The 20331-nt window shown below is 43.3% G+C and carries 16 protein-coding genes; 9 read left to right on the top strand and 7 right to left on the bottom strand.

The features are described from left to right. Window positions 1-5: 5 nt before the first annotated feature. The 5 genes from ACOQOA_RS10900 to ACOQOA_RS10880 form a co-directional block, all read right to left on the bottom strand. Complete coding sequence (locus tag ACOQOA_RS10900) at window positions 6-845, bottom strand: mechanosensitive ion channel family protein (protein WP_420548661.1); 840 nt, start codon at window positions 843-845, stop codon at window positions 6-8. Window positions 846-891: 46 nt separating this feature from the next. After that, a complete protein-coding gene (locus ACOQOA_RS10895) occupies window positions 892-1464 on the bottom strand; it encodes a demethoxyubiquinone hydroxylase family protein (protein WP_420548660.1) in 573 nt (190 codons plus the stop codon). Window positions 1465-1481: 17 nt separating this feature from the next. Then, on the bottom strand, window positions 1482-1997 hold the full coding sequence (locus tag ACOQOA_RS10890; protein WP_420548659.1) for a disulfide bond formation protein B: 516 nt from the start codon (window positions 1995-1997) through the stop codon (window positions 1482-1484). Window positions 1998-2036: 39 nt separating this feature from the next. Next, window positions 2037-2633, bottom strand: a complete 597-nt coding sequence (locus tag ACOQOA_RS10885) for a YqaA family protein (protein ID WP_420548658.1) — start codon at window positions 2631-2633, stop codon at window positions 2037-2039. Between the two features lie 180 nt (window positions 2634-2813). Further along, the gene (locus ACOQOA_RS10880; RefSeq protein WP_420548657.1) at window positions 2814-3575 is read right to left on the bottom strand and encodes a substrate-binding periplasmic protein; all 762 of its coding nucleotides are present in this window, start codon (window positions 3573-3575) and stop codon (window positions 2814-2816) included. A gap of 407 nt (window positions 3576-3982) precedes the next feature. Here ACOQOA_RS10880 and mdh point away from each other — a divergent pair, with 407 nt between their 5' ends. The 5 genes from mdh (at window position 3983) to odhB (ending at window position 11983) form a co-directional block, all read left to right on the top strand. Then, entirely contained in the window at window positions 3983-4936 is a 954-nt protein-coding gene (gene mdh / locus ACOQOA_RS10875; protein ID WP_420548656.1) for a malate dehydrogenase, read from the top strand. A 423-nt stretch (window positions 4937-5359) separates the two neighbouring features. Continuing rightward, entirely contained in the window at window positions 5360-6556 is a 1197-nt protein-coding gene (gene sucC, locus ACOQOA_RS10870) for an ADP-forming succinate--CoA ligase subunit beta (RefSeq protein ID WP_420548655.1), read from the top strand. Then, window positions 6556-7431 carry a succinate--CoA ligase subunit alpha gene (sucD, locus tag ACOQOA_RS10865; protein WP_420548654.1) on the top strand — a complete coding sequence of 292 codons (876 nt, stop codon included), beginning with the start codon at window positions 6556-6558 and terminating at the stop codon, window positions 7429-7431. Before sucC ends, sucD begins: the two co-directional genes overlap by 1 nt. Window positions 7432-7696: 265 nt before the next feature. Next, on the top strand, window positions 7697-10642 hold the full coding sequence (locus tag ACOQOA_RS10860; RefSeq protein ID WP_420548653.1) for a 2-oxoglutarate dehydrogenase E1 component: 2946 nt from the start codon (window positions 7697-7699) through the stop codon (window positions 10640-10642). 84 nt (window positions 10643-10726) lie between these two features. Next, window positions 10727-11983, top strand: a complete 1257-nt coding sequence (gene odhB, locus ACOQOA_RS10855) for a 2-oxoglutarate dehydrogenase complex dihydrolipoyllysine-residue succinyltransferase (protein WP_420548652.1) — start codon at window positions 10727-10729, stop codon at window positions 11981-11983. A gap of 70 nt (window positions 11984-12053) precedes the next feature. On the opposite strand, the gene ACOQOA_RS10850 is transcribed toward odhB, so the two are convergent. Further along, window positions 12054-12500: an Lrp/AsnC family transcriptional regulator gene (locus tag ACOQOA_RS10850; RefSeq protein ID WP_420548651.1), complete on the bottom strand. Its 447-nt coding sequence runs from the start codon at window positions 12498-12500 to the stop codon at window positions 12054-12056. Window positions 12501-12633: 133 nt separating this feature from the next. On the opposite strand from ACOQOA_RS10850, the gene ACOQOA_RS10845 reads away from it, so the two are divergent. The 3 genes from ACOQOA_RS10845 (at window position 12634) to ACOQOA_RS10835 (ending at window position 16144) form a co-directional block, all read left to right on the top strand. After that, complete coding sequence (locus tag ACOQOA_RS10845) at window positions 12634-13284, top strand: LysE family translocator (protein WP_420548650.1); 651 nt, start codon at window positions 12634-12636, stop codon at window positions 13282-13284. 287 nt (window positions 13285-13571) lie between these two features. After that, entirely contained in the window at window positions 13572-14747 is a 1176-nt protein-coding gene (locus ACOQOA_RS10840) for a hypothetical protein (RefSeq protein ID WP_420548649.1), read from the top strand. Beyond that, window positions 14747-16144, top strand: a complete 1398-nt coding sequence (locus ACOQOA_RS10835; protein ID WP_420548648.1) for a hypothetical protein — start codon at window positions 14747-14749, stop codon at window positions 16142-16144. The genes ACOQOA_RS10840 and ACOQOA_RS10835 overlap by 1 nt, the downstream gene beginning before the upstream one ends. 57 nt (window positions 16145-16201) lie before the next feature. Here ACOQOA_RS10835 and ACOQOA_RS10830 read toward each other — a convergent pair whose 3' ends face one another. After that, window positions 16202-19402, bottom strand: a complete 3201-nt coding sequence (locus ACOQOA_RS10830; protein ID WP_420548647.1) for a hypothetical protein — start codon at window positions 19400-19402, stop codon at window positions 16202-16204. Window positions 19403-19648: 246 nt separating this feature from the next. Here ACOQOA_RS10830 and upp point away from each other — a divergent pair, with 246 nt between their 5' ends. Continuing rightward, window positions 19649-20299, top strand: coding sequence for a uracil phosphoribosyltransferase (gene upp / locus ACOQOA_RS10825; protein WP_420548646.1), 651 nt, complete (start codon window positions 19649-19651; stop codon window positions 20297-20299). The last annotated feature ends 32 nt before the right edge of the window (window positions 20300-20331 follow it).

Genomic DNA, 20331 nt, shown 5'->3' with positions numbered 1-20331 from the left:
GCCATTTACTTATTCTCAACCTGATGCATATGCACATCTTGTTGTGGGAAAGGAATAGACATACCAGCGCCTTCGATCACTTCTTTAGATTTTTCCAAAATATCGAAATGCACATTCCAGAAATCATCCGTCTTCACCCAGCAACGCATGGTGATATCAACAGAGGACGAATTTAAAGTAGAAACCATCGTTTGTGGTGCAGGATCAGCCAGAACACGCTCATCCTTTTCCATAAGTTCAAGCAAAACACCACGGGCTTTTGCCACATCATCACCATAGGAAATACCCATAACCTGTTGAATACGACGCGTTGGATTACGGGAATAATTTGTGATATTTGAATTCCAAAGAGATGAATTCGGCACAGCCATATAAACACCATCAACGGTTTTCATATCAGTGGTAAATAGATTAATGGCTTCAACAGTTCCCATAATGCCACTTGCATCTATGAAATCGCCTTTTCTAAAGGGGCGCAACATCAACAACATAATACCAGCCGCGATATTCTGGAGAGTACCTTGCAATGCCAAACCAATGGCAAGACCTGCGGCACCAAGGACAGCAATAATACTGGTGGTTTCGACACCAAACTGGGATAATACAGCAACGAATGTGACGATCAGTACCGCATATTTCACCATGCTAGATAACATTGGCACCAGCGTTTCATCCATATTCGGTACGCGATGCAACGCACGCGTTACTAACCCTTTGAAGAAACCGGCTAGCATCCAACCAACAATCAAGGTGATAATTGCACCTAGAATATCAGGGCCATATCCAATGACAGAATCTTGAATAATTAGTAAAAATTCTTGCAAAATAGTTAATTGATCTTCCATTTATCTTTACCCTTAATGTGGAAAACACGCCCCTACGATGGCTAGATTATATACGTCCAGCCAACCAAATTGCCAATTTAGAACCTTTGCTAATCGCTTGATATAATAATGGATAAGCTGCGGCTTGTTCCGCGTCATTATCAAGTCCAATATCGCGATGCTCTAACTCTTCTTGACGGAATCTTTCGATTGTTTCGACCATTTCATGTTCACGATCTTCAGCGATCAGACGATCACGCTGTTCGGCATAATGTTCATCAATGGCTTCTTCGACGGCAACCGTGCAGGCCATAGCAGCTTCCTTGCTCATCATCGCCGTGCCGGCACCCACGGCCCATCCCGCAACATGCCAAAAAGGTGTCAGCGCAGTTGGTCTAATTTGACGTTTCACCAATTGATCATTGAAATAATCTAGATGTTCTTGTTCTTGATCCTGCATATGACGCAAAGTTGGGCCAATCTCTGTGTCCCCCAATACATCAATCTGACCTTGGTAAATACGTTTCGCGCCATATTCACCCGCTTGATCCACACGAATAATGCGTTCCAATGCTTTATCCGGCGATAAATCCCCAGGAAGATATTTCGGACCTAGTTTCTTTTTTGTTTCAGCCATCATTCAAGACCTTATACAAATTAACCAATCACAGATTTGCGCTTATTAAACCACGCACCATAGATAATGAACAGACCAAACCCTAAAGAAAGTAGGAAATTATATCCAGCCATTGAAATACCAAACAAGCTCCATGGAATTTCATCACAACGCACTGGCGCAGCGCTCATAATAGCTGCTTTTAACTCATCTAATGACATATCAGCAGAACCGACTGTACCGGTACAGCCACTTGGCCCTTCCCAAAGCTTATATTCCACGCCGGTGTGATATCCAGCAATTCCCGCTCCGACTAACAAAGCCAGACCACCCATCACAGTAAAAATCACCATCAAATGAACTTTACGTCGAAAGTTGATCGCCACAGATCCAAGCCCAATTGCCAACCACCATGGCAAGCGTTGATACAAACAAAGCTTACACGGCTCATACCCAAAACCATATTCAAAAACATGGGCTGCGCCGAGCACAAGAACGGCACTTATCAAAAGGATCCAAGCCGCAGTACGCGCAGCAAATAACTCAATCTTTAGCATGTTCTATCCAGTCACATTGCAAGATATCTCTATCTTTCGTTACACGATAAATTTCAAGGATACAAATCCGCCAATAACCAACACAAAGAAAAGAGTTGTCATAAGACCAAACCTTTCTTCGATTAGTCGACGGATTGGCTCTCCAAAGAACCAAAGCAAGGCTGCCAATGCAAAGAAACGTGCTCCACGTCCAACAACAGACACAGACATAAAGCTTGTTAAATCCATCTCAGCGACGCCACTTGCAATTGTAATCACTTTATATGGGATTGGTGTAAAGGCACCAGCCGCTACAATCCATTCTCCCCATTGTTCATACCAACCTTGGAAAGTACCAAACTTTTCGCCATATCCATAAAAGTCAATAATCGGACGACCGACAACATCATATAACCCCGCGCCAATCATATAACCAGCACCACCACCAAGAACACTTGCAATTGTAGCAACCAGAGCAATCTTAAATGCCTTTTCTCTTGCTGCCAAAATCATTGGGATCATCATCACATCTTGCGGAATAGGAAAAAAGGAGCTTTCAGCAAAGGCCACCAGCGCCAACCACCAAATCGCATAAGGATGAGCCGCCAAATCCATAGTCCAGTCATACAGACGGCGTAAAGGAGAGAATATATTCATGAAAAGATCGATCTTTAAACTTGAATGAGAAGGAAATGTTCTAACTTCTTAGCTCTATAGAATATAGAGAAGCTTTTGACCAGACGAATAGCCTCACTAATTTTATCTTTGGAGAAGCTTTTACTAGTATTGTTAAAATGCGGCAAAAAAAAGGCGTGCAATGCGGCCATTCACTGAGAACTAGTTGCCATATCTTGCATGAATTTCATCATATCGCCCATCTTGGCGAATTTTTGCTAAAGCAATATTAAAATCGGTTACGATCGTTTTATAGTTTGGCCAAGCCTTGCTAACACATAGGTAATAGGGGCGCCCTTTTCGCTTATAAAATCTTAGAGTATCGTCAAAACCCAATTCTTTTCGCGCATACCAATTCCCAAATTCACCTGTGGAATAAAATAGATCTACACCACCATCTTCCAGTTGGAAAAATGCATCTTTATCTGTAAGCGGCTTTTCTCCCAGAGACAATCCAGCATTTTCCAATTCAAATGCGGTCCCATAATCTTTCACGGCTGTTACAGAATATTTATCAAGCGCATCTAACATGACAGGCTCTATCAACCTGATATTCTTTTTCATGGTAAAAAAACCGCGCGTCGAATAACTCACCGGGTTTGAAAATTCAATCCATTCCTCACGCTTTTGACTATGCGTACAGCTTTGAATAGCCGCGGCTTGCCCCGCTCTAACCCGGTTTTGAATTGTTTCCCAGTCTTGAAAGATAAACACAGGATCATAACCTGCTACATGTAAGGCAAGCTCTGTTACTTCTACATCATATCCACGACGACCATCTGACGAATTTTCAATGATAAAGGGAGGATAGTGAATAGAAAGGATTTCAAGCTTTTCAGCCGCATATGCATAAGAAGGCGTTAGCCCCATGATTATCATGGCACATAACACCGCAATATTGCGCTTCAAACTCTTTACTCTCATTTCCCCGCCCGCTCTTTTCTTATGTAAAATACTAGCTCAAGAGTCTTAAAAAAACGTTAACATGCCTGATTTGCATTTCCCTTTTGTTAACCGAGGTTAATTTGGAAAATAAGGTATCAGATCTCAAAGACATATTTTTTATTGGGGTGCGACATAATTAGTTTTCTTCGGTTAATCAAATGTTTTTTAACGAATATCAATGAATTCTAATTTAAATTACCACTATGCCTAAACTGCGCTGCATCAATGTTTCATGTCGCCTATACGCAAATTCTTGATATTTTCTTCCTCATGGTTTACCAAAGCTACAACTTTTCGCTTCCGGGTTTACTAAGCCGAAACCCGACGAAGCTTTCCCAACCCGTTCCATACTCACTTATGGTAACAATTTTCGGAAGGAATTAATCATGGCTCGCAATAAAATTGCATTGGTTGGCGCAGGTAACATTGGCGGCACATTGGCACATCTTGCTGGTTTAAAAGAACTAGGTGATGTTGTATTGTTCGACATCGCAGAGGGTATTCCGCAAGGTAAAGCTCTAGATTTAGCTGAATCTTCCCCTGTTGAAGGTTTTGATGCACGTATGACAGGCGCGAATGATTATGCAGCAATCAAAGACGCAGATGTCGTGATTGTAACCGCGGGTGTTGCACGTAAACCAGGCATGAGCCGTGATGACTTGATCGGTATCAACACCAATGTGATGAAATCCGTTGGTGAAGGCATCAAAAACAACTGTCCAAACGCATTTGTTATTTGTATCACAAATCCACTGGACGTTATGGTTGGTGTATTACAAAAAGCATCTGGCCTTCCAACAAACAAAGTTGTCGGTATGGCAGGTGTTCTTGATTCCGCGCGCTTCCGTTACTTCTTGGCTGAAGAATTCAATGTTTCTGTTGAAGATGTAACCGCATTTGTATTGGGTGGTCATGGCGACACAATGGTTCCATTAACACGTTATTCAGCAGTAGCTGGTATTCCCGTTCCTGATTTGATTGAAATGGGTTGGTCCACTCAGGAAAAAATCGACGAAATCGTTCAACGCACCCGTGATGGTGGTGCTGAAATCGTTGGTCTGTTGAAAACCGGATCCGCATTCTATGCCCCTGCATCATCCGCAATTGAAATGGCAGATGCTTATTTGAAAGACAAACGTAAACTTCTTCCATGTGCGGCACATTGTTCTGGTGAATATGGTTTGGATGACCTTTATGTTGGTGTTCCATGCATCATCGGTGAAAATGGTGTTGAGAAGATTGTTGAGATTAAAATGAATGATGACGAACGTGCAATGTTCGATAATTCTGTTCAAGCAGTGAAAGATTTGAACGCGGTTGTTGATGGCATGGAAGGTTAAAAATTGAAAAATTGACGGATATTTTCGTCAAAAATTCTATTTTTTTCATTTTAAAATAAAATTTGAAAAGCGGGGCAGATTGTCCCGCTTTTTTTGTTTCTACCCTAAATTTGGCATTTTGTGATCACATTCACCCTAAAAAACAGCAATTTTTAGGTGCATGGCAGCAAAAATTTTAATTTGGGCGGTTGCGCACTGAATTTTTGCTGTTAAATTAAGGAACTGCGACGGTTGAATTGTCTGAATGCGACTTTTCGTAATTTTATGAACGTTCGTTCATAAATTCAACTATCGAGTAAATAACAAATTTCACCACGGCCCTAACAGGGGTTTTCGAAATTCAAGAGATGAAATTGGCATCCCCAGTTTCAAATCTGATAAGAAAATTCAAACAGGGTCAACCGGGAGGGAAACCGGAGAACCATGAACATTCACGAGTATCAGGCAAAAGAATTGCTTCGTAAATTCGGTGTCGCTGTGCCAAATGGTAAAGTTGCATACACTGTTGATGAAGCTGTTCAAGCTGCGAACGAACTGGGCGGCCCAATCTGGGTTGTTAAATCACAAATTCACGCTGGTGGCCGCGGCGCAGGCCGTTTCAAAGGAGGCGACCCTGACCAAGGTGGTGTGCGTCTAGCGAAATCTGTAGAAGATGTACGCGAAAACGCAAAAGCTATGTTGGGCGAAACTTTGGTAACAAAGCAAACAGGCCCAAATGGTAAAGAAGTAAAACGACTTTACATTGAAGATGGATGCGACATTCAAACAGAAATGTATCTGTCCTTGTTACTAGATCGCGCGACAAGTCGTGTTTTGATTATGGCTTCCACTGAAGGCGGCATGGATATTGAAGATGTTGCAGAAGCAACGCCTGAAAAAATTATCAAAACAACCATTGATCCGGCTTCCGGTATTTCCGGCTTCCATTGTCGTAAAATTGCTTTCGGCCTAGGTCTTGAAGGTAATCAAATCAAATCCTGCACCAAGTTCTTGATGGCAATGTATAAAGCCTTTGTTGAACTTGACGCTGATATGGTTGAAATCAATCCATTGGTTATTACAGGCGCCGGCGAAGTGATCGCCTTGGACGCAAAGATGGGTTTTGACGATAACGCCTTATTCCGCCATGGCGACATTTCCGACATGCGCGACGAAGACGAAGAAGATCCAGCCGAGTTGGAAGCAGCCAAGCATGAATTAAACTATATCAAACTTGATGGTGCGATTGGTTGTATGGTGAACGGTGCCGGCCTTGCAATGGCAACAATGGACATCATTAAACTAAAAGGCGGCGAACCGGCTAACTTCCTAGACGTGGGTGGTGGTGCAACAACCGAACGTGTCACCAAAGCATTTAAGATCATTTTGTCAGACACAAATGTAGAAGGCATCCTGGTTAACATCTTTGGCGGTATCATGCGTTGCGATGTGATTGCCGAAGGCGTTGTTGCGGCTGCACGTGAAATCAGCCTGCATGTGCCACTTGTTGTACGTCTTGAAGGTACAAATGTGGAGCGTGGTAAAGAAATCATGGCTGAAAGTGGTTTGCCAATCATTTCCGCTGATAATCTGGAAGACGCAGCTGAAAAAATTGTTGCAGCAGTGAAGGAGGCAAGCTAATGGCCGTTCTTATTGATCGTAATACAAAGGTCATTTGTCAGGGTTTCACTGGTGCGCAAGGTACCTTCCACTCTGAGCAAGCGATTGCATATGGCACACAAATGGTTGGTGGCGTAACACCTGGTAAAGGTGGCGGCACACATTTGGATCTGCCTATTTTCAATACTGTTGCCGAGGCAAAAGATCGCACTGATGCAAATGCGACTGTTATCTATGTACCGCCTCCATTCGCGGCGGATGCAATCCTAGAAGCAATCGATGCTGAAATGGAATTAGCTGTCTGTATTACAGAAGGTATTCCTGTGCAGGATATGGTTAAGGTTAAACGCGCCTTACAAGGCTCCAAAACGCGTCTTGTGGGTCCAAACTGCCCGGGCGTGATCACACCTAACCAATGTAAAATTGGTATTATGCCAGGTCATATTCACCAACCAGGTAAAATCGGCGTTGTATCCCGTTCTGGTACATTAACATATGAAGCTGTTGGTCAAACAACAGCTGTTGGCCTAGGTCAAACAACATGTATCGGTATTGGTGGTGATCCAGTAAATGGCACAAACTTCATCGATTGTTTGGAAATGTTCCTAGATGATGACGAAACAGAAGGCATCATCATGATTGGTGAAATTGGTGGTACAGCGGAAGAAGAAGCTGCTGAATTCATCAAATCTTCCAAAGTTAAAAAGCCAATGGTTGGTTTTATTGCTGGTGTAACAGCGCCTCCAGGTAAACGTATGGGCCATGCCGGTGCGATTATTTCTGGTGGACAAGGTACCGCGGAATCTAAAATCGAAGCGATGAAATCTGCTGGTATCAATGTGGCGGCGAGCCCGTCCGCACTGGGCTCCACAATGTTGGAGACCATTAAAGGTTAAAGATAATGAGGGGAAGTCAAAAAGGCTTCCCCTTCTTATTTAGAACCTGAAGTAAATCCAGATATTCTGGGTAAGCTTCAAACAACAAGGTCTAGAAAATAATTTTTAGGCCCAATGAGAAGAACGGATAGAACCGTTTCATAGACCGGAACCGCCGATAGGGAATTCCAAGTTTCCGATTAGGATTTAAGGACTAACTTTCCTCATGACGGCCGACCTATGATCTGCGTCTATCCTACGTTTTGACGGTTAAGGAGATGCGCTCATGGCGTATTTAGGCGATACATCCCCTCTGTTTCAGGCAAATGAAATTTATATTGAGGAAATGTATAAGCGCTATCAGGCGGACCCCGCTGCGGTAGATGAAAGCTGGGTGGCTTTTTTTGACGGGTTAGATGAAGAGATTGATGATCTCGTGACTCGTGATCTTGGCCCAAGTTGGCAAAAAAGAGATACTAAAGTCGTCGGTGGACGAACTGATGCTGGTACCTCACTTTCAGATGCATTAATGGAAAAAGATACGGCATCCGGAAATGCCACTCTTGATGCCTTGATGTCCCAGTTAAAGAATATTTCTGCAGGCGCAGCAGCGCCAGCAGGCCAAATCAGGCAAGCAACCCTTGATTCCATTCGCGCATTAATGTTGATCCGTGCCTATCGTATGCGTGGTCATTTACATGCGACATTGGACCCTCTTGATCTAACAGATCGCGGTGAGCATCCGGAATTAAGCCCAGCTTCTTATGGTTTTGGGGATGAAGATTGGGATCATCCAATTTTCATCAACTATGTTTTAGGTTTGGAAACTGCAACCTTACGTGAAATCGTAAGTATTTGTGAGCAAACCTATTGCGGCAATATTGGCGTCGAATTCCTACATATTCAGGATCCAGAGGAAAAAGCCTGGATTCAGGAACGTATGGAATCCACATTAAACCGCAAAGATTTTACCGATCTTGGTCGCCGCACAATTTTGGATCGCTTAACGCAGGCAGATGTTTTTGAAACTTTCCTTGATAAGAAATATCGGGGCACAAAACGTTTTGGTCTTGATGGTGGCGAGGCCTTAGTGCCATTGATGGAACAGATCTTCAAATGCGGTACAGAAGTTGGTTTAGAAGAAGTGGTTTTGGGTATGGCCCATCGTGGTCGCCTGAATGTTCTTGCCAATATCATGCATAAACCCTATCGCGCGATCTTTAATGAATTTGCAGGTGGTAGTGCCAATCCAGAAGATGTTCAAGGTTCTGGCGATGTGAAATACCATCTAGGTACATCTGCCGATCGTGAGTTTAGCGGTAAGAAAATCCATTTATCCTTAACTGCCAATCCAAGTCATTTGGAAGCCGTGAATACAGTTGTCCTAGGTAAGGTGCGTGCAAAACAGGATCAACGTGGTGATACAGATCATTCCAAAGTGATGGGCTTATTGCTTCACGGGGATGCCGCCTTCATTGGTCAGGGTATTGTTGCTGAGACCTTCTTGCTCTCTCAAATTAATGGATACAAGACAGGTGGCACGATCCACATCGCAACCAATAACCAAATTGGTTTTACCACCTCTCCGCGTTATTCCCGTTCTTCTCCATACTGTTCTGATATGGCGAAAACAGTTGATGCCCCCGTCTTCCATGTGAATGGCGATGACCCGGAAGCATGTATCCACGTAGCACGTATGGCGATGGAATATCGCCAACGGTTCAAGAAAGACGTCGTTATTGATATGTGGTGTTACCGCCGTCATGGTCATAACGAAGGGGATGAACCTAAATTCACCCAACCATTGATGTATGACCGTATCGGCACACATCCGCGTACACAGGAAATCTATGCCAAACGTCTTGAAGATGCAGGCGTAATTCAACCAGGTGAAGGAAAAGCGATTGTTGATAAACATATCGCCGAACTGGAAGCTGAATTTGAATCTGCCAAAGCATATAAGCCAAACAAAGCCGATTGGTTTGAAGGTAAATGGGCTGGTTTAGGTCTGGCTGCCGGAGATGCACGTCGCGGTGAGACTTCTGTTGAAGAAAATCTACTCAAAGAAGTCGGACAAGCGCTTACGAGCTATCCTCAAAACTTCAATGTTCATTCCAAAATCGTACGCCAATTAAAAGCCAAACAGAAAATGTTTGATTCTGGCGAAGGCATTGATTGGGGTACTGCAGAAGCTTTGGCGTTTGGTACATTATTATGTGAATCCACAACCATTCGTCTTTCCGGTGAAGATTGCAAACGTGGCACTTTCTCGCATCGTCATTCTGTATTGATCGATCAAAAAGATGAAAGCGAATATATCCCACTGAATAATATCCGCACTGGTCAGGCGCGTTATGAAGTGATTGATAGCCCTCTGTCTGAATTTGGATTGCTTGGTTATGAATATGGATATGCATCAGCAGAACCACATTCTTTAGTGATCTGGGAAGCGCAATTTGGTGATTTTGCCAATGGTGCACAGGTGATTATTGATCAATTTGTTGCCTCTGGTGAGAGTAAATGGTTACGCATGTGCGGATTGGTCATGCTGTTACCACATGGCTTTGAAGGTCAGGGGCCGGAACATAGTTCTGCACGCCTAGAACGTTACCTTCAACTTTCCGCAGAAGATAACTGGCAAATTTGTAATATTACTTCGCCTGCCAACTATTTCCACGCGTTACGTCGTCAAGTACGTCGTGATTTCCGCAAACCTTTGATCGTAATGAGTCCTAAATCCTTGTTACGTCATAAGCGTTGCGTCAGTAAACTTTCTGAATTCTCTGAACAGGCGACTTTCCACCGTGTCTTGTGGGATGACGCACAATTCGAGAATACATTAGCAGCTGATAAGGACATCAAACGCGTCGTTCTATGTTCTGGTAAGGTTTATTACGATCTGGCGGAAGCACGTGATGAGGCAGGCATCAAAGATGTTTACATCATGCGTCTTGAACAACTTTATCCATTCCCGGACTCAGCTCTGGAAACTGAATTAAGTCGCTTCCCGAATGCGGAAGTCGTCTGGTGTCAGGAAGAACCTGAAAATAACGGTGCATGGTTCTTTGTAGATCGCCGTCTTGAAAAAGTTATCGGTGCTTCCGGAAATAAAGTTTGTAGCCGCCCGCGTTATGTTGGTCGTGCAGAAGCAGCCTCCCCTGCAACAGGTAGTGGTGGTCGTCACAAGATCGAACAAGAGACATTGGTTAAAGAAGCAATTACGCTGAGTTAATTCACACAGGAAGTGATGGGTGCCTCCATCATTTCCTGCTCAAAATGAGAGCTTATAAAAGAAGCTCAAACAGGAGCAAAAAATATGGCAAAAGATATTGTAGTCCCAACTTTGGGTGAATCCGTTTCCGAAGCAACTGTAAACAGTTGGATGAAGAATGTGGGCGAAGCTGTTGCAGTTGATGACCCAATTGTTGAACTTGAAACTGACAAGGTTACTGTCGAAGTTCCTTCCCCTGTGGCAGGTGTTATCACAGAAATCGTTGTCGAAGAAGGCACCGATGTTGAAGTTGGCGCTTTGTTATGTCGTATCGAAGAAGGCGCAGAAGCAACCGCTGCACCTGCGGCACCAGCTAAGGAAGCCGCAAAAGAAGAAGCACCTGCTGCAGCACCTGCGCCTGCAGCAGAACGCAATGAAACATTATCCCCTGCTGTTGCAAAAATGGCTGCGGAAAACAATGTGGATGCATCCCAAGCGCCTGCAACGGGTCCAAAAGGCAATGTCACCAAGGAAGATGTTCAAAACTTCTTGTCCGGCAATGCCGCAGCCGTTCCTGCAGCATCTGCAGCGGCGCCTGCATCGTCAGCAGTGCCAGCAGCGCAAACATTTGCGCCTGCACCGGAACGTCCTATGGATCCACGTGGTGAAGAACGTGTTAAGCTTTCCAAGCTTCGCAAAGTCATTGCCACACGTTTGAAAGAAGCGCAAAACACAGCTGCGATGTTGACTACTTTCAACGAAATCGACATGACGGCTTTGATGGATTTACGGAACGAGTATAAAGAATCCTTCCAAAAGAAACATGATGTGAAACTTGGCTTCATGAGTTTCTTTGTGAAAGCTGCAGTAACCGCATTGAAAGAGTTACCAGCTGTGAATGCGGAGATCTATGGAGATCAGGTAATCTACAAAAACTACTATGACATTGGTATTGCCGTGGGCACGCCACAAGGTCTGGTTGTTCCTGTATTACGCGATTGCGATAAACTAAGTTTTGCCGAAATTGAAGCTGGCATTGCTGATTTTGGCCGTCGTGCACGCGATGGTAAATTAACAATGGCAGAGATGCAGGGTGGTACATTTACTATTACCAATGGCGGTATCTTTGGTAGCTTGATGTCCACACCAATCTTGAACCCACCGCAATCTGGCATTTTAGGTATGCACAAGATTCAGAAACGTCCAATCTGTGATGATCAGGGCAACATTACCGTTGGGAATATGATGTATGTGGCGCATTCCTATGACCACCGTATTATTGATGGTCGCGAAGCAGTGACCTTCCTTGTACGTTTGAAAGAGTGCATCGAAGATCCACAACGTCTATTGATCGACGTTTAATATTATTTGATCAAAACGAAAAAGGCGAAGCATCTTCTTGCTTCGCCTTTTTTATTTCCCAGCCCCATTTTCAACGAATTTTAATAGATTTGCCCTCAACCGCAGATGATAGCACAATCGTAGATATACTCCGCCCCAAACCGGAAAAGCGTGAAATTACAGATTCTAGATGCACGATATCTCTCGCAATAACTTTGATAAAGAACGAGTCTTCACCGGTAACATGGTGACATTCCAATATCTCAACCATGTCTTGAGCAAGACGATGAACCTTTTGATATTGATCTTGTGGGCAAACGACCCGGATAATTGATGTAAGTTCCCAACCCAGTTTTTTACGATCAATCGTAACACTATAGCCTTGAATAACACCCTGATCTTCCAGACGCCTAACACGATCCACCACTGTCGGTGTAGAAGCCCCGGTTAGCTTGGATAATGCGTTAAAAGACTGACGAGAATCCCTTTGTAACGCATTCAATAATTTTTTGTCCAAATCGTCTAATTCAATAATCATAAAATAATCCATACATATATCTTACAAACAGAAATTATTTACCTTCATAATTTTACATATATAACTACAATTTACAATCATACATGCTATTTATAATCACATTGTGTATAGTTCTTAATAAATGGAATAAAAAATGCTCCTCATCTTTATAAAATCTATTTTGGTCGGTTTATCAATCGCAGCAATTGTCGGTCCAATTAGTATATTGGTAATACGAACAGGCCTGACAAAAGGCATGAAAACCGCCTTCATTTCAGGGATGGGAGCAGCTGTAGCCGACGCCGCATACGGCATTATTGCAGCTTTCGGACTTTTAACATTAGATAACTTAACGTCTACCTATAAGATCGGCGGATTCGGTTTTGATTTCTGGGCACCATTATTAGGATGTCTCTTCATGTTATATCTTGGAATAAAGATTCTGCGCCACCCCCCTGAAGACGCCAAACTCGAAGAAACTAGTCACAAAGAAAAAGCAAAAGGATTTCTCACAATCTTTCTGTTAACAATCAGCAACCCTTTAACCATCATATCTTTTATCGCTATCTTTGCAGGTTTAGGCATCACGACGGGAGAAAGTGGCGCTGAAAAAATCTTAGTGGTATTCGGCGTCTTTTTAGGATCCGCTTTATGGTGGGTTATTCTATCTTTTCTTACCGGATATCTACGACGCTACTTTAATTCTATCTGGCTATTATGGGCGAACCGCGTCAGCGCAATAGTCCTGTTGAGCATATCAACCTCCATAATTTATAGTTTAGTACACGCATATCTAGCAATATAGAAATACACAAAACAATTTAAAATAGAGATTTAGAAATATTCTTAAATTAGAATTCCTGAATTAAATATTATTCAATAATATCAAAGCCAAGTCCGGAGTCTTATCACTATTTAGATTAAAAACGTAAAAAATCGCCACAAATCCTAGGTTTTTCTCAAATTTATATTGGCTTTTCAGACGAATAGGGGCATCATATATGCTAGATTTCTATCTATTTCGTTTCGGTAAACTTTGGGGGGAAGATACCGATCTTGGTTTGTTTAGTCGGTGAATAGAGTTGTTTGTCCATGAGCGGATGGTCATCCCAAAATACAGCCCCCGTTGAAGAAGTAACGGAGAAATATCTGCCTAATTCCTTAGAGGATCGCGGATTGGCACTTCCCTTTACTACACGTCCCGTTGCCTATGCGCGTTTACGCCAAGGAAAAAAGGGACTAGAAGTAATTTTACCTGGATTTGCGGATAAACTAGTCGCAAATGTCCTTCCATTTGATAAGCTTCCTGAACTTGTTAGCCTAACTGTTTTTGATCGTGCCTTGCATGAAGCAATCACTAACTTGATCCAAGGCGATAAAGATGAAGACTCTTCATCGGATAAACTTGTTGAGACCCTTAACTCTTCCACCATACGTCAGTTGCGTATGGAAATAGGCGAAACAGGATTAGGCGGCATTGATATGATGCGTATCGCGCGTTCTAAACGCGTTATTTTCGCCAATATGGAACCGGCAATTCTAAATGCATTGGCTGATGATTTGATTCAAAAGCATGGCAGTAACAATGCGCCTGAACATGTGAATATGGCCACAGACGAGGGCCGCAATACCGCTGCTCTTGAATTGGAACGCTTTGCTGAAACACATGGTTTACAAAAAGAAACCATCCTTGAACGATTATCAGATATCAGTCAGGTCATGCGTGATTTTGGTGGCCCTCATACGGGTATGAATGGCCCTGTCCGCGATATCCTTAGTCGTATGCAATCCTTTAGTGATGATTTGCGCCAATGGCTAATTCCTGAACCTGTTGAAGAATCCGAAATGGCACAGCTTACTTCTATTGCTGCCCTTGCTACGATTAAAGCTGCGGAAAAATACGTGGAAGATTTGGATTTGGTATATAAGAATCTCGACCAGTCCGTCCTACAATGGGACAAGTTGCGCGACAATATTATAAAAATTCGTGATGCTTTAGATTTGATGATCGATGGGTGGGAACGCATTCTTGATTCACGCGAATATCATATTAATGCACAACGTTTCCGCCAAAGAGAATGTCTGGCTGCGCTAGCGCCTTTTGTACCGGTCCTGCCTAAACCCATCATCACAGATGAGAAAGAAAAAGAAAATTGGCTTAAGTTACGTACAGCCCAGCTCCGTTGGCTTGGCCGCGTTAAATATCTAAAAGACATGAAAGATGGTGCAGAGGCTGCCCTTCGCAATACCAAGATGGAGATTTTGTGATGGATGCGGGCCAACAACTCCAAATGTTGATCACTTCTTTAAGTGAGAAAGAATTAAAAAAACTCGCCGCGAAAGTTGAGTTAGATCGTGGCGCCAATAAACTTGGCTTACCACATAATGCTATTATGCAATTATTAAGACCATCACTGGCCTTAATCCGCGCGGAACGTGTTCACACACCACAGCGTATCTTTTGCCTGCCGTTTGAAGATATGCTGGTAAACGGCAAACCCGATCCCAAACCAACCGGCCATATTGATCGCTCAACAATTCAACCAATGTGGGTATGGTTTACCAAGGAATTAGCAAAAGACACCTATCCTTCGCTTGCCAAAGAATATACTGATGCCCAGCGCGAAGGTGATGACGAAGCAACACTGGAAGCTGCTAAAGCGCTTTGGGCTCATGGTGCATCTCTGATGAGTGATGCGTTAAAATCTGTAAATGTGAATGATAAAGCCATGCGAGAAATGGCTAAAAAATTCGGTGGTGAAAATCGCTTGAATGATGTTATTGAAATGGCAGGTTGTTTACGTATTGCACCTTTCCTTGAACATGCAAAATCCGAAATGCGCGCGAAACCGATCCACGATCTAGCTGAGCCTGAAATTCTGGCTGCTAAGCGCGGTTATACTGAAATTGCCGATGAAGTCCCGGGCGATGAAGTTTATTTCTTACTTGCAATTACTGCACGCCTATTACGCCCTTCATCTATTTTCCAGATCTTACGTACTTTATCCCGCAAAGGGGATGATGCGATGCTGCAGAAGACAGATATCGGTGTTGTCGGTAAAATCGCAATTGATGAACTAGAAGAAACTGCAGGAAAAGTGAAACGCAGCTCTGCCAAAGGTGAGTTTAATGAAGCTGCGGTTGTAGAAGATATCTATTTCTTTGCCCAAGGCTTTAAAGAGGTTACCGATAATATGGGTATCACCCGTGACGGTGAATGGGGGCAGCGGATGTTTAAGGCCCGCGCACAGGTAAGTGAAGCAATCGATGTAAAGTTCCTACGTGATGCCGAACAACGGATTATGCGTGCTTTACCAACTAAATCCGGCGGCCTTGTACCAAAGCTTGCGGAAATGCCAAATGACCATGATTTCGAAGTTGCAGAACGCCGTGCACAAGCCATTCATGACATCAATGCTATTTCCAAACAACTCGGTAATCAATCCAATTGTCTGGCAATTATTTCCAAACTTGAAAAGCATTTTGAGAACTACACAACTGGCCTTTTAAAAGCCTTACCAAAAGCACCAGAAGATCTCATTCCGACCGCTTATGCTTATGTCCATATTGCCTCTCGGTTAATGGAGTTAATCGTCGGACCGGATGAAGCCGATTTACTTCGTCGCAGAGGGAATGCAGCCCTCAAAAACACAATGGTTGATTAATAAAAATAAAAGCCTCAGAAATATCTGAGGCTTTTTCATTTTTTACAGCATATTGAATTAACGCATCACTTGCTTGATCAACGCATAAAGCTTACCAACATCAGAACTGAGGACCGTAGATTCCATCAAGTTTTCTGGATCATTAGAACGACACTCTGTCAATAAGCGGTCAAACTGTTCCACATAGCGCATGAAATAACTGCGGGATTCCGCATCTTCCTTCATACGTTTTTCCATCAAATTTAAAATACTTTGTGGACGTTCGCGCAGAAGGGCACGGGTAAAGATACCTCGGTCGCCATTCATATAACGCTTCCAGTCTGCTTCTGGCACATCTGCACGTAATAAGCGTGTTAAGTCAACAGAGGTTGAATTTAAATCTTCCAGAATAAAGCGCGTGGTTTTCACGAAAGCTTCACGGGAATTATCATCCGCCGCTGTTTTGGTTTTCTCAGCGGCAATAACGGCTGCTTCAGCCGCAGATACCAGACGCTGTGTTTCCGTATCCATTAACTGGATAGACTGACGTGTACGATGGGCTGTACGATCCACCGCCTCTGCCAACATTTGTGCAGATTCACGTGCCGCAGAAGAAGCCTCATCCATCGCCTTACGAGATGAATCCGCAGTATTACCAAGAATATCTGTTTGTTCTGATACTACATCTGCCACATTACGCATTTTGCTTTCGGCCAAATTACCAACCTCAACCACACGATCAGCCTGTGTTTTTAGAACATCGGATAAATTCACCACACGATTTTCAACCCGGTTGGCCTCTTTATCAATGGCATCGGTTTGTTGACTAAAGTTATCACTCACCATTTGTACAACACGGGCCGCTTCTTTTGCAGCCAAGGCCAATTCATCTGTTTGCCCACGTAATTCATCGCGGTTATCCGATAACTGCATTGCCGTTTGTACAGAAGTAGACGTGAGTAACTCACGTTGCGTTTGGAAACGATCGGTCAGGTCTTCTAACATATTCATGGCTTTGCCCATGCTATCTGTGAAATTCACAGATTCATCACGGAACATATCATTAGTGCGCATCAAGCGATCCTGCACCATATCCGATGCAGATTTCATCGCCATCAGTTGTTCTGCCAAGACATTCTGGATAGATTGAGAAGTTTCTGATGCATAAGTAGATGCATCGCGCAACTGACCGGATTGTTGTCCAACCGTATCCTGAATAAGACCAGCCTGATTGGAAAGTACCACTGCCAATTCACCAAGAGTTTTAGCCTCGTTATGCAAGGAAGAACGAATTTTATCCGCAAGGGAGCCCGCATGGGTACTTGCCTGATTCATTTCATCCGTTTGTTCTTTCATTACATCGCGAAGATTTGAAATCTGATTGGTTGCCTGCTCAGTCACCAACTGCAATTCACGTCCCTGTTCTTTCAAGGAATGACTGATAACCTTCGCAGTCTCACCTGCCCAATCAGATGCTTTGCGCATGGCATCACTATTGGATTTCAAATGCGTAATGACTTCCTGTGTCTGGTTCATCACAGGGCTGAAGCTATCTGCAAGATGCTGGGAACCTTCGCCCAACATATCTTTCAATTCTTGTGTACGCGTCTGGATCATTGCTTCCATACTACGTGCCTGTGCATATGTTTTTTGGGCAGCTTCTGATAAATCATCCGCCTGTGTTTTCAATGCATCACGAATTGATTCCGCACGGGAAGAGGCAAGGTCTGTTGCACGCCCCATTTCCATGGCCTGTTGACGAAGGGACTGACCCATTTCTTCAACCTGTTTAGCGGCCTCATCAGAAATACGACCCAAGGCACCTGTATGCATATCCACACGTTCATTTACTTGCTTCACATCAGCTGCTAACTGACCAGACAGCTTTAACAATTCCTGCGATTGTTCAGAAATCGCAGATTTAATCGCCACAACACGTGTGCCGGATTGATCAACCGAATTGTTTAGATCTGTTGTTTGTTGACGCAAAGCGGCATTGATCTCTTGCATTTGTTCAGTGGAACGATGCACGACATCGCGAAGACGATTGGTTTGATCATTGACCACATTATCTAGTTTGTCGGACAGGGCATCGGTACTGGATTTAAAGCCATCACCAAGTTGCTGTGCTTCTTTTTTTGCATTATCAAATAGACGCGTGATATCTTTTTCAAAATGATCGAAACCATTTTCGATTTGTTCAGTTGTCAAATCGGTTTGTTGACGCAATGCATGGGTCAAACGATCCAAACGTTCGCCCGCATTATCCGCAAAACTGTTAAGAGACGCTTTATGGATTTCAAAGGAATCTTTCATCCGTTGATCCATGGTATTCACAACATCACGTAACTTCTGTGCAATATCATTACTGCGTTGTGCAGCAGATTCTGTCGCTTGATTTAAGAAATCTGTGGAACGATCAAACAAGACAGTCATGTCTTTCGCAGAGTCAGATGCTTCTTCTGCGGCTTTCTTCAAGTCACTTGCTTGTTTATTAAACTGCGTGCCAATTTTCTCTGCTTGCTCTGTTGCCTTCATAGAAGCATCAGTCACTTCGGAAGTTTGTATACGAAGGGCAGCTTTCATTTCATCTGCACGTTCTAATGTTTCTTTAGAAGCACGGCTCAATTCATCCACTTGTGCATCAACAGTTTCTTCGATGGACTTACGTTGATGATCCATACGGTCTGCCAAAGATTCAAGTTTTTCAGTTTGACTGGAGAGGGCTGAACGTAACTTACCCGCATCTTCACGTGCGGTGAGTGATGCACCATTTAATGCACCGGTGCGCTCATCCAGCATCACGGTCAATTCCGCAATATCAGCCGCTGCTTCTTGTGTAACTTTTGATAATTCATCTGCTTGACGACGCAACGTCGTTGCAACCGTATTGACGCGTGTATCCCCTTCATCCACAGGATAAGTCAACAAAGCTAATTGTCGCTTTAGTTCTTCCGTATGTGATTTAACGGCATGTCCGCGTTTAAAATAAAGTCCCATAAACCAAATAAAAGTCAGGGGTGTAAACACGCCTGCAACAAGTCCAGCTAATTCATGTGGCATCAAGCTTGCCAATAAATCATATCCCATAAAATTGTTGAGATAATGCCCACAAACGCCAAGCCAGATAACAGATAGCATGGACAAGATAATCGTCATACGAAGCAGTCTTGTCTGCGTTACCTTTTCCGCCTCACGAAGTTTTTCTTCTGAGTTATCGCCCCCCTCATGCAAAGGTTTACGCATTGCATTGGGTAGATGTTTGACTTCTGCACTCATGGTCTTCAACCTGATTTTCAATAAAGTTCAAGGGTTTGCGAAGAGTATTTTGACTTGATTCGTAAATTATTTCAACGGCCAGATTTTGATCAAAGCCGCGGATTTCCTCAACATATAGTCCTTAACAGCTGTTTTGCCCCTAAGGTAGGTTTAAACATTGTTCCTTTAGACATTTAGCATTATAACAGGTTTTCAGATACAAATTAATCTTCAAGTATTTGAATATTGAAAAAATAAAGGTTCCCTATGTCCGACCATCCAGAATTCAAAAACCTGCATGTGGTTGACCATCCGTTGGTTCAACATAAATTGACAATCATGCGCAAAAAGAACACCCCGACAGGCCAATTTCGTCAGCTTTTGACAGAAATTTCCATGTTGATGGGTTATGAAATTTCCCGTCATATTCCTTTGACAACCGAGAATATCGAAACACCATTGCAAGAATATGACGCACCGGTTTTGGCAGGTCGTAAACCAGCAATTATTTCTATTCTTCGTGCTGGTCTTGGTATGGTTGAAGGTCTACGTAGCCTGATGCCAAATGCACGTGAAGGTCATGTTGGTCTTTTCCGTGACCCGGAAACAAAAATGCCAGAAGAATATTATGTAAAATTGCCAGAGCCAGGTGGACGTTTATTCATCTTATGCGATCCGATGTTGGCAACAGGCAACTCTGCGGTTCATGCCATGGATGTTTTGGTTAAACATGGTGTTGAAGTTCACAATATCCGTTTCATGGCTTTGGTTGCAGCCCCTGAAGGTATCCGTACCTTCCAGGAAAAATATCCAAATGTGCATATCTATACTGCGTCCCTTGACGAAGGTCTTGATGACCATGCCTATATTCGTCCGGGTCTTGGTGATGCAGGTGACCGTCTATTCGGCACCAAATAAAGATTAAGCCAAACGCTTAAAAGAAAAGAGCC

Source organism: Curvivirga sp. (genome assembly GCF_965219885.1).
GTDB lineage: Bacteria > Pseudomonadota > Alphaproteobacteria > UBA8366 > Aestuariispiraceae > Curvivirga.
The sequence above is the reverse complement of the archived record's forward strand: the minus strand, read 5'-3'. Positions and strand labels throughout refer to the sequence as shown.

Excerpts from the sequence above, each read along its gene's own strand:
- ACOQOA_RS10900 (WP_420548661.1), bottom strand. The coding sequence starts at position 845 with ATGGAAGATCAATTAACTATTTTGCAAGAATTTTTACTAATTATTCAA.
- ACOQOA_RS10895 (WP_420548660.1), bottom strand. The coding sequence starts at position 1,464 with ATGATGGCTGAAACAAAAAAGAAACTAGGTCCGAAATATCTTCCTGGG.
- ACOQOA_RS10890 (WP_420548659.1), bottom strand. The coding sequence starts at position 1,997 with ATGCTAAAGATTGAGTTATTTGCTGCGCGTACTGCGGCTTGGATCCTT.
- ACOQOA_RS10885 (WP_420548658.1), bottom strand. The coding sequence starts at position 2,633 with ATGAATATATTCTCTCCTTTACGCCGTCTGTATGACTGGACTATGGAT.
- ACOQOA_RS10880 (WP_420548657.1), bottom strand. The coding sequence starts at position 3,575 with ATGAGAGTAAAGAGTTTGAAGCGCAATATTGCGGTGTTATGTGCCATG.
- mdh (WP_420548656.1), top strand. The coding sequence starts at position 3,983 with ATGGCTCGCAATAAAATTGCATTGGTTGGCGCAGGTAACATTGGCGGC.
- sucC (WP_420548655.1), top strand. The coding sequence starts at position 5,360 with ATGAACATTCACGAGTATCAGGCAAAAGAATTGCTTCGTAAATTCGGT.
- sucD (WP_420548654.1), top strand. The coding sequence starts at position 6,556 with ATGGCCGTTCTTATTGATCGTAATACAAAGGTCATTTGTCAGGGTTTC.
- ACOQOA_RS10860 (WP_420548653.1), top strand. The coding sequence starts at position 7,697 with ATGGCGTATTTAGGCGATACATCCCCTCTGTTTCAGGCAAATGAAATT.
- odhB (WP_420548652.1), top strand. The coding sequence starts at position 10,727 with ATGGCAAAAGATATTGTAGTCCCAACTTTGGGTGAATCCGTTTCCGAA.
- ACOQOA_RS10850 (WP_420548651.1), bottom strand. The coding sequence starts at position 12,500 with ATGATTATTGAATTAGACGATTTGGACAAAAAATTATTGAATGCGTTA.
- ACOQOA_RS10845 (WP_420548650.1), top strand. The coding sequence starts at position 12,634 with ATGCTCCTCATCTTTATAAAATCTATTTTGGTCGGTTTATCAATCGCA.
- ACOQOA_RS10840 (WP_420548649.1), top strand. The coding sequence starts at position 13,572 with ATGAGCGGATGGTCATCCCAAAATACAGCCCCCGTTGAAGAAGTAACG.
- ACOQOA_RS10835 (WP_420548648.1), top strand. The coding sequence starts at position 14,747 with ATGGATGCGGGCCAACAACTCCAAATGTTGATCACTTCTTTAAGTGAG.
- ACOQOA_RS10830 (WP_420548647.1), bottom strand. The coding sequence starts at position 19,402 with ATGAGTGCAGAAGTCAAACATCTACCCAATGCAATGCGTAAACCTTTG.
- upp (WP_420548646.1), top strand. The coding sequence starts at position 19,649 with ATGTCCGACCATCCAGAATTCAAAAACCTGCATGTGGTTGACCATCCG.